This is a genomic window from Streptomyces sp. C (assembly GCF_000158895.1).
Classification (GTDB): Bacteria; Actinomycetota; Actinomycetes; order Streptomycetales; family Streptomycetaceae; genus Streptomyces; species Streptomyces racemochromogenes.
In genome coordinates this window covers 247,358-262,437 of record NZ_GG657752.1, presented here as the reverse complement: position 1 = coordinate 262,437, position 15,080 = coordinate 247,358, and the positions used below count along the sequence as shown (strand labels likewise).

The 15,080-nt window shown below is 76.2% G+C and carries 2 protein-coding genes; both read right to left on the bottom strand.

From position 1 onward, the window contains the following. Positions 1-24: 24 nt before the first annotated feature. A complete protein-coding gene (locus SSNG_RS37145) occupies positions 25-11,277 on the bottom strand; it encodes a type I polyketide synthase (RefSeq protein WP_206731445.1) in 11,253 nt (3,750 codons plus the stop codon). Positions 11,278-11,329: 52 nt separating this feature from the next. Beyond that, positions 11,330-15,080: SDR family NAD(P)-dependent oxidoreductase (locus SSNG_RS37140; protein WP_129593445.1), on the bottom strand; the 3,751-nt coding region annotated here is incomplete at its 5' end.

Genomic DNA, 15,080 nt, shown 5'->3' with positions numbered 1-15,080 from the left:
ATCTCCGGATCTCGTCTTCGCGTATCAGTGGTGGTCGCCGTCCAGGGCCAGGGACACGAGATCGTCGAGGTCCATCGTGGCGATCGAGTCCTCCCGTGCCCCGGTGTGGTCGGACGTGGGCGCTTCGGCCGCCGGGCTGCCCGCCAGCCGCAGCAGCGTGTCGAGGACGCCCGCTTCGCTGAGCCGGGCCAGCGGGAGGGTGGCGAGGGCCCGCCGCAGGTGTGCCTCGTCGACCGGTGCGTCCGTACCCGTCGGGCCGGCCGCGGTGTCCGTCGCCGCGGTCTCCGGGGCGAGTTCGTCCCGGAGGTGGTCCGCGAGTTCGACCGGGGTGGGGTGGTCGAAGACGATGGTCGCGGGCAGCCGCAGTCCGGTGGCCGCGCCGAGCCGGTTGCGCAGTTCGACGGCGGTCAGCGAGTCGAAGCCGAGCTCCTTGAAGGCCCGGTCGGCCTCGACGGATCCGGTGCCGGAGTGGCCGAGGACGGCTGCCACGTTGGTCCGTACGAGGTCCAGCAGCACGCCCCGCCGGCGCTCGGCGGAGAGCCCGGCGAGCTTGCGCAGGAGCGCGGAGCCGTCGGGTTCCGCAGCGGCGGCAGCTCCCGCGGCCCGGCGCACCGGGGTGCGGACGAGGGAGCGGTACAGCGCGGGCAGTCCGGCCCCGCCGGCGGAGTCGCGCAGCGCGGCCGGGTCGAGCCGGACGGGGACGCTCAGCGCCTCGTCCTGGTCCACGGCGGCGTCGAACAGGGCGAGGCCCTGCTCCGCGGTGAGCGGGGTGACGCCGCCGCGGCTGAACCGGGCCAGGTCGGTGTCGTCGAGGCCGGCGGTGAGCTCGCTGGTCTGGTGCCACATGCCCCAGGCGAGGGAGGTGGCGGGCAGGCCCTGGGCCCGGCGGTGGTGGGCGAGGGCGTCCAGGTAGGTGTTGGCGGCGGCGTAGTTGGCCTGGCCGGAGTTCCCGGTCACGCCCGCGGCCGAGGAGTAGAGCACGAACCGGCTCAGGTCCAGGTCGCGGGTGAGCTCGTGGAGGTTCCACGCGGCGTCCGTCTTGGGCCGCATGGCGCGCTCCATGCGCGCCGGGGTGAGCGAGGCGAAGACGCCGTCGTCGACGACCCCGGCCGCGTGGACCACGCCGGTCAGCGGCCGGTCGGCGGGGATGGCGGCGAGGAGCGCGGCCAAGGCGTCGCGGTCGGCGGCGTCGCAGGCCACCACCTCGGCCGTGCCGCCCAAATCGGCGATCTGGGCGACGAGTTCGGCCGCGCCGGGGGCGTCGGGGCCGCGACGGCCGGCGAGCAGCAGGTGCCGTACGCCGTGGTGGGTGACGAGGTGCTTGGCGAGCAGCGCGCCCAGGGTGCCGGTGCCGCCGGTGATGAGGACGGTGCCGTCCGGGTCCCAGCCCTGCGGGACGGTGAGCACGATCTTGCCGGTGTGCTTGGCCTGGCTCATGAAGCGGAACGCCTCGGGCGCCCGCCGGATGTCCCAGGTGCGGGTCGGGAGCGGCCGCAGCCCGCCCGTCTCGAACAGGGCCGCCAGTTCGGTGAGCATGGCGGCGGTGCGCTGCGGACCGGCCTCGGCCAGGTCGAAGCGGCGGTAGTGGACGCCCGGGTGGTCCAGGGCGACCTGTCCGGCGTCGCGGACGTCGGTGGCGCCGAGCTCGACGAAGCGGCCGCCGCGCGGCAGGAGCCGCAGCGAGGCGTCGACGAGGTCCCCGGCCAGGCAGTCCAGGACGACGTCCATGCCCTCGCCGCCGGTGGCGGCGCAGAAGCGCTCCTCGAAGGAGGCGTCGCGGGAGGAGGCGATGTGGGCGTCGTCGAGTCCGGCCGCGCGCAGCGCGTCCCACTTGCCCTCGCTGGCCGTGCCGTACACCTCGGCGCCCAGGTGGCGGGCGATCTGCACCGCCGCCGAACCGACACCGCCGGCGGCGGCGTGCACGAGCACCCGCTCCCCCGCCTTCAGGCCGGCCAGGTCCACGAGCGCGTAGTACGCGGTGAGGAACGCGGCGGGCACCGAGGCGGCCTTCTCGAAGGACCAGCCCTCGGGGACGCGGGCCACCATCTGCGCGTCGGCCACCGCGAGGGGGCCGAAGGCGTACGGCACCATGCCCATCACCCGGTCGCCCGGGGCGAGACGGGTGACGCCCGGGCCGGTCTCGACGACCACGCCGGCCGCCTCGCAGCCCATGAACCCCCCGCCCGGGTACATCCCGAGGGAGACCAGGACGTCGCGGAAGTTGAGGCCGGCGGCGTGCACGGCGATGCGCACCGCCCCCTCGGGCAGCGGTCCGGCCGCCTCGGGCCGGGGCAGCAGGGCCAGGTGGTCGAGGGTTCCGGCGGCGGTGGTGTCCAGGGCCCAGGCGGCGGCGTCCGGTACCGGCAGGGCGGTGCCCGAGCCGGCCCGGACCAGGCGCGGCGCGAGGGCGGTGCCGGCGCGCAGCGCGGTCTGCGGCTCGTCGTGGACGAGGGCCGCGGCGACCGCGCCCCGCAGGGCGGCGGCCGACTCCGCGGTGGTGTCGAGGTCGGCGATCAGGAGCCGGCCGGGGTTCTCGGCCTGGGCGGAGCGGATCAGGCCCCAGGCGGGTGAGTGCGCGAGGCCGGTGGCGTCCTCGCCGGTACGGGTGGCGACGGCGCCGTGGGTGAGGACGACGAGCCGGGATCCGGCGAAGCGTTCCCCGGCGACCCACTCCTGCACGGTGGCGAGCAGGGCGGCCGCGTCGGCGTGGACCCCGTCGAGCGCGCCGTCCGGGGCGGGGGCCGCGGCCGGGTCCCCGTACGGCAGGACGACGGTCTGCGGCAGGGCCGTGCCGTCGGCGGCGGCGAGGGCCGCGAGGTCCTCGTACCGGTCGACGGCGGCGCCCGCGCCCTCCAGGGCGGCCGCGATGCCGGCCGGGTCGGAGCCGAGGACGGCCCAGTTCCCGGCTGCGGAGGCATCGGCGCCGGCGGGGAGTTCCGTCCAGTCGAGGCGGAACAGCCCGTCGGTGGCGCCGTCGCCGCCCTGGCGCAGGGTGGCCGTGTCGACGGGGCGCAGGACGAGTGCATCGACGGTGGCGACGGGTGCGCCGGCGGCGTCGCTGACGTCCACCGCGATGGTGTCGGTGCCCGCCGCGCTGACGCGGACCCGCAGGGTGCCGGCGCCGGCCGCGTGGAGGGAGATGCCGCTCCAGGCGAAGGGGAGCCGGGCCTGGCCGGTCAGCTCGATGAACTGGCCGAGCCGCATGGCGTGCAGCGCGGCGTCGAGCAGGGCGGGGTGCAGGAGGTAGCGGGCCGCTTCGCCCTGGTGGCTGTCGGGCAGTGCGACCTCGGCGAAGACGTCCCCGGTGGATTCCTGGCGCCAGGCGGCGCGCAGGCCCTGGAAGGCGGGGCCGAACTGGTAGCCGGTCTCGGCCGCGGCGGCGTAGAAGCCGTCGAGGTCGACGGGTTCGGTGCCGGCGGGCGGCCAGGCGGTCAGGTCGTGGCCGGGGGCGCGGACGTCCCGGGCGAGGACACCGCTGGCGTGGCGGGTCCAGGGCAGGTCGGCGGGTGCGTCCTCGGCGCGGGAGTGGATGGTGACCGGGCGGGTGCCGGCGGCGCCGTCGGGGCCGACCAGCACCTGGAGGTGGACGCCGCCGCGGGCCGGGAGGACCAGCGGGGCTTCGAGGGTGAGCTCGTCCAGCAGGGTGAACCCGGCTTCGTCGCCGGCGCGGACGGCCAGTTCGACGAAGGCGGTGCCGGGGAGGATCGGCGTGCCGGACACCGCGTGGTCGGCGAGCCAGGACTGGGTGTCGGGGGCGATCCGGCCGGTGAACAGCAGGCCTTCGCCGCCGGCGAGGCCGACGGCCGCGCCGAGCATCGGGTGTCCGGCGTCCGAGAGCCCGAAGCCGGTGGCGTCACCGGAGTAGGGCGGCAGCGGGTCGGGCCAGAAGGGCTCGTTCTGGAAGGCGTACGTGGGCAGGTCGACGCGCGCGGCGTCCTGGCCGGCGTAGACGGCGTCCCAGTCGACGGGGGCGCCGTGGGTCCAGGCCTCGGCGAGGGAGGCCAGGAAGCGCTGGGCGCCGCCCTCGTCGCGGCGCAGGGTGCCGAGGGTGACGGCGGCCGTCTCCGTGGCGTCGATGGTCTCCTGGACGCCGATGGTCAGCACCGGGTGGGCGCTGGCCTCGACGAAGACCTTGTGGCCGCGCTCCAGGAGGCCGGCGACGGCGTCCTGGAAGCGGACGGTGCGGCGGAGGTTGGCGTACCAGTACTCGGCGTCCAGCTCGGAACCGTCGGCCCACTCCCCCGTCACGGTGGAGAAGAACGGCACCTCGGCGGTACGCGGCTGGATCCCGGCGAGCAGGCCGATCACCTCGTCGCGGATCGACTCCACCTGCGGCCCGTGCGAGGCGTAGTCCACGTTGATCCGGCGGGCCCGGACACCGTCGGCCCCGCAGGCCGCCATCAGCTCGTCCAGCGCCTCCGGATCACCCGAAACCACCGTCGACTGCGGACCGTTCACCGAAGCCAGCGCGAGGCGCTCGTCCCAGGCCGAGATGCGTTCCGCCACCGCGTCGGCGGTGTCGGCGACGGACACCATGCCGCCCTTGCCCGCCAGCGCGAGCAGTGCCTTGGCGCGCAATGCCGACACCTTCGCCGCGTCCTCCAGGGACAGGGCGCCTGACACGGCGGCGGCCGCGATCTCGCCCTGGGAGTGCCCGACGACGGCCGCCGGGACGACGCCGACGGCACGCCACAGCTCCGCGAGGGAGACCATCACGGCCCACAGGGCGGGCTGGACCACGTCGACCCGGTCGAAGCCGGGGGCGCCGTCCTTCTGCCGGAGCACGTCGAGCAGCGACCAGTCGGTGTGCGGGGACAGGGCCCGCTCGCAGTCGTCGAGGCGGGCGGCGAAGGCCGGCGAGGAGTCGTACAGCTCCACCGCCATGCCGGCCCACTGGGAGCCCTGGCCGGGGAAGACGAACACCGGGCGGCCGGTGCCCTTGACGACGGCGCCCTCGGTGACGCCGACGGCGGGCGTGCCCTCGGCCAGGGCGGTGAGCCCGGCGAGGAGCCCGGTGCGGTCGTCGGCCTGGACCGCGGCACGGCGTTCCAGGGCGGCCCGGGTGGTGGCCAGCGACCAGGCGACGTCCACGGGGCGCGGCGCTCCGGCGCCGTCGGCCGCGGCGAACTCCCGCAGCCGGCCGGCCTGGGCGTGCAGGGCTGCCGTGCCGCGTCCGGAGACGATCCAGGGCAGTGCGGCGGCCGGGAAGGCCGGGACGGCGGGGACGCGGGCGGGTTCCTCGACGGCCGGCGCCTGCTCCAGCACGACGTGGACGTTGGTGCCGCTGCCGCCGAAGGAGGACACGCCGGCGCGGCGCGGGCGGCCCGTCTCGGGCCACGGCCGGGCCTCGGTCAGCAGTTCCACGGCGCCCGAGGACCAGTCGATCTCGCGGGACGGCTCGGCGACGTGGAGGGTCTTGGGCAGCACGCCGTGGCGCAGCGCCATGACGGTCTTGATGACGCCGGCGACGCCGGAGGCGGCCTGGGAGTGGCCCAGGTTGGACTTGAGGGAGCCCAGCCACAGGGGCTGGTCGGCGGTGTGGGCCTGCCCGTAGGTGGCGAGCAGGGCCCCGGCCTCGATGGGGTCGCCGAGGGTGGTGCCGGTGCCGTGCGCCTCGACGGCGTCGACGTCGGCGGGGTCGAGTCCGGCGTCGGCGAGGGCCGCGCGGATCACGCGCTGCTGGGCGGGGCCGCTGGGGGCGGAGAGGCCGTTGCTGGCGCCGTCCTGGTTGGCGGCCGTACCGCGGATGACGGCGAGGACCTGGTGGCCGTTGGCCTGTGCGTCGGAGAGGCGCTCCAGCATGATCACGCCGACGCCCTCGGACCAGCCGGTGCCGTCGGCGTCCTCGGAGAAGGACTTGCAGCGGCCGGAGGGGGAGAGTCCGCCCTGCTGGCTGAAGCCGATGAAGACGCCGGGCGAGCACATGACCATCGCGCCGCCGGCGAGCGCCATGCGGCAGTCCCCGGTGCGCAGGGCCTGCACGGCGAGGTGGAGGGCGGTCAGGGAGGAGGAGCACATGGTGTCGACGGTGACGGCCGGGCCCTCCAGGCCGAAGGTGTAGGCGAGGCGGCCGGAGGCGACGGCGGCGGAGGCGCCGAACAGCATCTGGCCGTCGGAGCCTTCGGGCATCTGCACGCCGTGGCCGTAGCCGGGGTATCCGGCTCCGATGAACACGCCGGTGCTGCTGCCCTTGAGGGTGTCCGGGTCGAGGCCGGCCCGTTCGAAGACCTCCCAGGCGGTCTCCAGGAGGAGGCGCTGCTGCGGGTCCATGGTGAGGGCCTCGCGGGGCGAGATGCCGAAGAAGCCGGGGTCGAAGTGGGTGGCGGTGTCGACGAAGCCGCCCTCGCGGACGTAGCTCGTACCGGCCTTGGCGCGGTCGGGGTCGTAGAAGCCGTCGAGGTTCCAGCCGCGGTCGGCGGGGAAGCCGCCGATGGCGTCGCGGCCTTCGGCGACGAGCTGCCACATGTCCTCGGGTGAGGTGATCCCGCCGGGGTAGCGGCAGCTCATGGAGACGATGGCGATGGGCTCGTCGGAGGCGACGGCCCGGGTGGTGGTGGCGCCGGCCGCGCCGGCGGTGTCCTCGGCGCCGAGGAGTCCGGTGCGCAGCAGGTCGGCGACGGCCTGGGGGGTGGGGTGGTCGAAGACCATCGTCGCGGGCAGGGTGAGGCCGGTGGCGGCGGTGAGCCGGTTGCGCAGGTCGACGGAGGTCAGCGAGTCGAAGCCGGTGGCCTTGAAGGCGCGTCCGGGTTCGATCGCGTCCAGGGAGGGGTGGCCGAGGACGGCGGCCGCCTCGCGGCGGACCAGGTCGAGCAGGAGGGTGTCCCGCTCGCCCTCGGGGGCCTGCCGCAGGCGGCGGGCGAACTCGCCCGCCGGGCCTTCGCGTCCGTCGGTGTCCTCGTCGGCGCGGACGGCCCGGGTGGCCTCGCGGGCCTCGGGGATGCCGGTGAGCAGCGGGCTGGGGCGGGTGGCGGTGAAGCCGGGCGCGAAGCGCGCCCAGTCGACGTCGGCGACGGCGACGAACGCCTCGTCGTGTTCGACGGCCTGGAGCAGCGCGGACAGGGCGGTCACCGGGTCCATCTCCAGGACGCCGCGGCGGCTCATGTACTCCTGGGCGCCGGCGGTCTCCATGATGCCGCCGCCGCCCCAGGCGCCCCAGGCGACGGAGGTGGCGGTGAGGCCGCGGGCCCGGCGGCGTTCGGCGAGCGCGTCGAGGTGGGCGTTGGCCGCGGCGTAGGCGGTGTGCCCGGCGGCGCCCCACACGCCGGAGTTGGAGGAGAAGAGGACGAAGGCGTCGAGTTCGGTGTCGCCGAGGAGTTCGTCGAGGTGGGTGGCGCCGGCGGCCTTGCCGGCGAGGATCCGCTCGAACTCCTCGGGGGTGACGTCCTCCAGGACGGTGGACTGGGGGACGCCGGCGGCGTGCACGACGGCGGTGAGGGGGGTCGCGGCGGGTACGGCGGCCAGCAGCGCGGCGACCGCGTCGCGGTCGGCGACGTCGCAGGCCACGGCTTCGGCCTCGGCGCCGAGGGCGCGGAGCTCGGTGAGGAGTTCGGTGGCGCCGGGGGCGTCGGGGCCGCGGCGGCCGGCCAGCAGGAGGCGTTCGGCGCCCGCGGCGGCGAGCCAGCGGGCGACGTGGGCGCCGACTCCGCCGGTGCCGCCGGTGACGAGGACGGTGCCGTGCGGGCGCCAGTCGCGGGCCGGTTCGCGGTCGTCGAGGGGGGCGCGGACGAGGCGGCGGCCGAAGGTGCCGGAGCCGCGGACGGCGATCTGGTCCTCGTCTCCGGCTCCTCCGGCGAGGATCTGGACGAGCCTGGTCAGGGCGCGTTCGTCGGCGTCCTGCGGCAGGTCGACGAGCCCGCCCCAGCCGCGGGGCTGTTCCAGTGCGACGACCCGGCCCAGGCCCCAGACCTGTGCCTGGGCGGGGTCGGGGGCGTCGTCGGAGCGGCCGGTGGAGACGGCGCCGCGGGTCACCGTCCAGAGCCTGGCGCCGGTCACGCCGGCGTCGGTGAGGGCCTGGGCGAGGACGAGGGCGTGCAGGGCGCCGTCGGCGCCGAGGCCGGCGAGGGAGAGGACGCCCGTGATCCCGGAGGCGGAGACGGCGGTGCGGATCAGTTCGGCGAGCGCGGTCCGGTCGGTGCCGGTGGCGCGTACGGTCACGGTCGGGGCGCCGTGCCGGGCGAGCGCGGCGGCGCAGTCGGCGGCGAGGGACTCGTGGGCGGGGTCGGCGGGCAGCACGACGAGCCAGGTGCCGGTCAGCGGTGCCGGCGCGGGCTCCGGGAGGCGGTCCCAGGAGACGCGGTAGCGCCAGGAGTCGACGGTGGAGCGTTCGCGGCGGCGGCGCCGCCAGGAGGACAGGGCGGGCAGCAGCTCGCCGAGGGAGCGGCGCTCCTCCAGGTCGAGGGTGCCGGCGAGGGCTTCGAGGTCCTCGCGTTCGACGGCGTCCCAGAAGCGTGCCTCGGTCTCGTCGGCGGGCGGGGTGCCGCCCGCCGGCTCGGCGGGCGCGGCCGCCTCCAGCCAGTAGCGCTGCTGCTGGAAGGCGTAGGTGGGCAGTTCCACGGGGCGGGGGGCGTGCGGGGCGACGAGTGCCGCCCAGTCGACGGCGGCGCCGTGGACCCAGGCTTCGGCGAGGGAGGTGAGGAAGCGGCGCGGGCCGCCCTCGTCGCGGCGCAGGGAGCCGAGGGTGACGGCGGCGGCGGCCGTGGTGTCGATGGTCTCCTGGACGCCGATGGTGAGGACCGGGTGGGCGCTGGCCTCGACGAAGACGCCGTGGCCCTCGGCGAGGAGGGCGCGGACGGCCTCCTCGAAGCGGACGGTGGTGCGCAGGTTGGTGTACCAGTACTCGGCGTCGAGCTCCGTGCCGTCGACGAAGCCGGCGGTGACGGTGGAGAAGAAGGGGATCTCGGCGGTGCGCGGTTCGATCCCGGCGAGGAGGCCGATGACCTCGTCGCGGATCGACTCGACCTGCGCGGAGTGGGAGGCGTAGTCGACGTTGATGCGGCGGGCGCGGACGCCGTCGGCCCCGCAGGCCGCCGTCAGCTCGTCGAGGGCTTCCGGGTCTCCGGAGACGACGGTGGAGCGGGGGCCGTTGACGGAGGCGAGCGCGAGGCGCTCGCCCCAGGCGGAGAGGCGTTCGGCGACGGCGTCGGCGGTGTCGGCGACGGACACCATGCCGCCCTTGCCGGCCAGGGCCACGATGGCCTTGGCCCGCAGCGCGGACACCTTCGCGGCGTCCTCCAGGGACAGGGCGCCCGAGACGGCCGCGGCGGCGATCTCGCCCTGGGAGTGCCCGACGACCGCCGCCGGGACGACACCGGCGGCCCGCCACAGCTCGGCCAGCGAGACCATCACGGCCCACAGGGCGGGCTGGACGACGTCGACGCGGTCGAAGCCGGGCGCGCCGTCCTCCTGGCGCAGGACGTCGAGCAGCGACCAGTCGGTGTGCGGGGCGAGGGCCTGGGCGCACGCGTCGAGGCGGGCCGCGAACACCGGCGAGGAGTCGTACAGTTCCACGGCCATGCCGGCCCACTGGGAGCCCTGGCCGGGGAAGACGAGGACGGTCCCGGAGCCGGGCAGGGTGGCGCCCTGGACGACGGTGGCGGCGCCGGGCGCGGCGTCGGCGAGGGCGGCGAGGCCCTCCTGGAAGCCGTCGTCGCCGACGGCGACGACCACGGCGCGCTGCTCCAGGGCGGCGCGGGTGGTGGCCAGGGAGTGGGCGACGTCGGCGGGGCCGGGCGCGTCCTCGCGGGCGGCGAAGGCGCGCAGCCGGTCGGCCTGGGCGCGCAGGGCGCCCGGGGTGTGGCCGGAGAGGGCCCACGGGATCAGCGGGGTGGACAGGACCGCCGGGGTGGCGGCGGGGACTGCGGGGGCGGCTTCGGTGCCGTCGGGGGCGGTGTCCTGTTCGAGGATGACGTGCGCGTTGGTGCCGCCGACGCCGAAGGCGGAGACGCCGGCGCGGCGCGGGCCGCCGTCGCGGGCGGTCCACTCGACGGGTTCGCGCAGCAGCCGTACGGAGCCGGACGACCAGTCGACCTGGCTGGTGGGCGCGTCGACGTGGAGGGTGCGGGGCAGCAGGCCGTGGCGCATGGCCATGACCATCTTCATCACGCCGGCCATGCCGGCGGCGGCCTGGGTGTGGCCGATGTTGGACTTGACGGAGCCGAGCCACAGCGGCCGGTCCTCGGGGCGGTTCTTGCCGTAGGCGGTCAGCAGGGCCTGCGCCTCGATGGGGTCGCCGAGGGTGGTGCCGGTGCCGTGCGCCTCGACGGCGTCGACGTCGGCGGCGGTGACGCGGGCGTTGGCGAGGGCCTGCTTGATGACGCGGACCTGGGAGGGGCCGTTGGGGGCGGTCAGGCCGTTGCTGGCGCCGTCCTGGTTGACCGCCGAGCCGCGGATGACGGCGAGGACCTCGTGGCCGTTGCGGCGGGCGTCGGAGAGCCGCTCCAGCAGCAGGACGCCGATGCCCTCGGCGAAGCCGGTGCCGTCGGCGGAGTCGGCGAAGGCCTTGCAGCGGCCGTCGGCGGCGAGGCCGCGCTGGCGGCTGAACTCGACGAACAGGCCCGGGGTGGACATGACGGTGACGCCGGCGGCCAGGGCGAGGGAGCACTCGTCCTGGCGCAGGGCCTGCACGGCCAGGTGCAGGGCGACGAGGGAGGAGGAGCAGGCGGTGTCGACGGTGACGGCCGGGCCCTCCAGCCCGAAGGTGTAGGCGAGGCGTCCGGAGACGACGGCGGCCGCGCTGCCCGTGCCGAGGTAGCCCTCGACGTCGTCGGGGACGGAGTCGAGGTCGGTGGCGTAGCTGGAGGAGGAGGCGCCGACGAACACGCCGGTGCGGCTGCCCTTGAGCGAGGTCGGGTCGTATCCGGCGCGCTCCAGGACCTCCCAGGAGGCCTCCAGCAGGAGCCGCTGCTGCGGGTCCATGGCGAGGGCCTCGCGCGGCGAGATGCCGAACAGCTGCGCGTCGAAGCCGGGGACGTCCTGGAGGAAGCCGCCCTGCTTGGTGTACGAGGTGCCGATCCGGTCGGGGTCGGGGTCGTAGAGGGCGTCGAGGTCCCAGCCGCGGTCCTCGGGGAAGCCGCCGATGCCGTCGCGGCCGTCGGCGACGAGGTCCCACAGCTGTTCGGGGGTGGTCACCCGGCCGGGGAAGCGGCAGGCCATGCGGACGACGGCCACGGGCTCGGGCTCTTCGAGCTCCTTGACGCGCCGGCGCGCGTTGCGCAGGTCGGCGGTGGCCCGCTTCAGATATTCGCGGAGCTTGTCTTCATTGTTCGTGCTCAACGTCACTCACCTACCGGGAACGGGAAGCCAACACGGCGCGGTCGTTGCGGGCGCGGGGTCACTGCGTCTCCAACTCGTCGTCGAGCAGGTCGAAGAGCTCGCTGTCCGAGGCCGCGTCGAGGTCGGCGTCGGGGGCGGGCGCCGCGTCCGCCCCGGTGGCGTTCCAGGCGGCGAGCAGCGCGTGGAGCCTGCCGCTGATCCGGCCGCGGTCCTCGGGGCCGGCCTGCGCGGCCGCGGCCAGGGCGCCGCCGAGCCGGTCGATCTCGTCGAGGAGGGGGTCCACGCCGTCGGTGTCGCCGAGGAGTTCGGTGCGCAGCAGGGCGGCGAGCTCGACGGGCGTCGGGTGGTCGAAGACCAGGGTGGAGGGCAGGCTCAGGCCGGTGGCGGTGCCGAGCCGGTTGCGCAGTTCGACCGCGCTGAGGGAGTCGAAGCCCAGTTCGCGGAAGGCCCGCTGGGGGCCGACGGCGGCCAGGGCCTCCGGCCCGGCGGTGCCGTGGCCCAGGACGGAGGCGGCCTGCTTGCGGACCAGGTCGAGCAGGACGCGGTCCTGCTCGGCCGGCGGGAGGCCGGTGAGCCGGTGCAGCAGGGCGTCGGCGGCGCCGTCGGCGGCCTCGGCCTCGGCGGCGGCGGTGGCCTCGGCCTGGGCGAGGAGCTTCGCCGCCTCGGGGACCATCTCGAACAGGGGGCTGTCGCGTTCGGTGTTGGTGCCCAGCGAGAAGCTGTCCCAGCGGATGTCGATGATGACGGGGCTGGTCTCCTCGTGGTCGAGGGACTGCTGGAGCGCGGCGGTGGCGAGCTCCGGGGGGAGTTCCCAGACGCCCTGGAGGCGGGCGCGTTCGCCGACGCCGTTGTCGGCCATGCCGCTGCCCTCCCAGGTGCCCCACACGACGGCGGTGGCGGGCAGGCCGAGGGCGCGGCGCTGCTCGGCGAGGGCGTCGAGGAAGGTGTTGCCGGGGGTGTAGTTGCCCAGGCCCGCGGAGCCGTAGGCGGCGCCGAAGGAGGAGAACAGGACGAAGGCCGTCAGCTCCTTGTCGCGGGTCAGTTCCTGGAGGTTGAGGGCGCCGCGCGCCTTGACGGCGAGGACGCGTTCCATGCGGTCGGGGGTGAGCGAGTCGACCATGCCGTCGTCGAGGACGGCGGCGGTGTGGAACACGGAGGTGAGCGGGGCGTCGGCGGGGAGTGCGTCGATGGCGGCGGCGAGCGCGGTGGCGTCGCTGACGTCGGCGGCGGCGATGGTGACCCGGGCGCCGAGCGCGGTGAGTTCGGCGTGCAGGGCGTCGGCGCCGGGGGCGTCGGGTCCGCTGCGGCTGATCAGCAGCAGGTGTTCGGCGCCGGCGCGGGCGAGCCAGCGGGCCGTCTGCGCGCCGAGGCCGCCGGTGCCGCCGGTGATGAGGGCGGTGCCGGTCGGCTGCCAGGTGCGGGCCGGTTCGGTGTCGCCGAGCGGGGCCCGGACCAGCCTGCGGACCAGGACGTTCCAGGAGCGTACGGCGAGCTGGTCCTCGTCGCCGGGCTCCGTGAGGATGCCGGCGAGCCGCTTCCAGGCCTCCTCGTCGGGCTGCTGCGGCAGGTCGACGATGCCGCCCCACAGCCGCGGGTGCTCCTGGACGAGGACGCGGGCCAGGCCCCAGACGGTGGCCTGGACGGGGCTGGTGAGCGGGTCGGAGTCGCCGACGGAGACGGCGCCCTGGGTGAGGGCCCACAGGGGGGCGTCGAACTCGGCGAGTTCGCGGACCTGGAGGACCGCCTGCACGAGGGTGACGGTGCCGGCCAGGCCGAGCGGGAGTTCCGGGTGGTCGGGGTGGGGCCGCTCGTCGAGGGACAGCAGGGACAGGATGCCGGTGACGCGGTCCTCGCCCTCGGCGGTGAGTTCCTGGTGGAGCTGCTGGGCGAGGGTGTAGCGGTCGGCGGCCCAGACGTCGACGGGGATGCGGACGGTGCGGGCGCCCTGGGCGGCGAGGCGGTCGGCGGCGGCCGCGGCGAGCGCGTCGTCGCCGCCTTCGGACTCCACGATGAGCCAGGTGCCGGTGAGCTGCGGGGCGGCGGTCTCGGCGACGGTCCACACGGTGCGGTAGCGCCAGGAGTCGATCGCGGACTTCTCGCGGCGGGTGCGGCGCCAGGCGGCCAGGGCGGGCAGGGCCTCGCCGAGGGGCTGGTCGGCGCCGACGCCGAGGGGGGCCAGGTCGCCGCTGTCGACGGCCGCCCAGAAGGCGGCGTCGGTCTCGTCGCCGCCGTGCGCGGCGGGGGCGGGGGCCGCCGGGTCCGCGGGTGCGGCGTCGAGCCAGTAGGGGCGGTGCTGGAAGGCGTACGTGGGCAGGTCGACGCGCTGCGCGCCCTCGGGGAAGACGGTGGGCCAGGCGACGGTGGCGCCGCGGGTCCAGGCTTCGGCGAGGGAGGTGAGGAAGCGCTGCGGGCCGCCCTCGTCGCGGCGCAGGGTGGCGAGGGTGACGGCGGAGGCGGCGGCCGGGGCGTCGGCGGCGTCGATGGTCTCCTGGACGCCGATGGTGAGGACGGGGTGGGCGCTGGCCTCGACGAACAGGCCGTGGCCGGATGCCAGGAGGCTGCGGACGCCGTCCTCGAAGCGGACGGTGGTGCGCAGGTTGGTGTACCAGTACTCGGCGTCCAGCTCGGAGCCGTCGGCCCACTCCCCCGTCACGGTGGAGAAGAAGGGGACCTCGGCGGTGCGCGGTTCGATCCCGGTGAGGAGGCCGATGACCTCGTCGCGGATCGACTCGACCTGCGCGGAGTGGGAGGCGTAGTCGACGTTGATGCGGCGGGCGCGGACGCCGTCGGCCTCGCAGGCGGCGAGGAGCTCGTCCAGGGCCTCCGGGTCTCCGGAGACGACCGTGGACCGCGGGCCGTTGACGGAGGCGAGCGCGAGCCGGTCGCCCCAGGCGGAGATCCGTTCGGCGACGGCGTCGGCGACGTCCGCGACCGACACCATGCCGCCCTTGCCGGCCAGCGCCACGATGGCCTTCGCCCGCAGCGCGGACACCTTGGCCGCGTCCTGGAGCGACAGGGCGCCGGAGACGGCGGCGGCGGCGATCTCGCCCTGCGAGTGGCCCAGGACGGCGGCCGGGCGCACCCCGTGGAAGCGCCACAGCTCGGCCAGGGACACCATCACGGCCCACAGGGCGGGCTGGACGACGTCGACGCGGTCGAAGCCGGGCGCGCCGTCCTTCTGGCGGAGCACGTCGAGCAGCGACCAGTCGGTGTGCGGGGCCAAGGCCTGGGCGCATTCCTCCAGGCGGGCCGCGAACACCGGGGAGGAGTCGTACAGTTCCACGGCCATGCCGGCCCACTGGGAGCCCTGGCCGGGGAAGACGAAGACGGGGCGGTCCGCGCCCGCGGCGGCGGTGACGCCGGTGGTGTCGCCCTCGGCGAGCTCGGCGAGCCCGGCGAGGAACTCCTCGTGCTTGGCGGCGACGACCGCGCCGCGCACGGGGTGGGCGGTGCGGGTGGTGGCCAGCGAGAAGCCGGTGGAGGCGGGCGCGGCGCCGTCCCGGACGTGGTCCAGGAGGCGGGCGGCCTGCTCGCGCAGGGCGGCCCGGGTGCGGCCGGAGAGGATCCACGGCACGGGCGCGCCGCCGTCCTCGGGGGAGGGGGCCGCCGGCAGGTCGGCCGGGGCGGCCTCTTCGAGGATGACGTGGGCGTTCGTGCCGCTGACGCCGAAGGAGGACACGCCGGCGCGGCGGGGTTCCTCGCCGCGGCGCGTCCAGTCGCGGGACTCGTTCAGCAGCCGGACGCCGCCGGAGGACCAGTCGATGTGCGGGGACGGCTCGTCGGCGTGCAGGGTCTTGGGGAGCACGCCG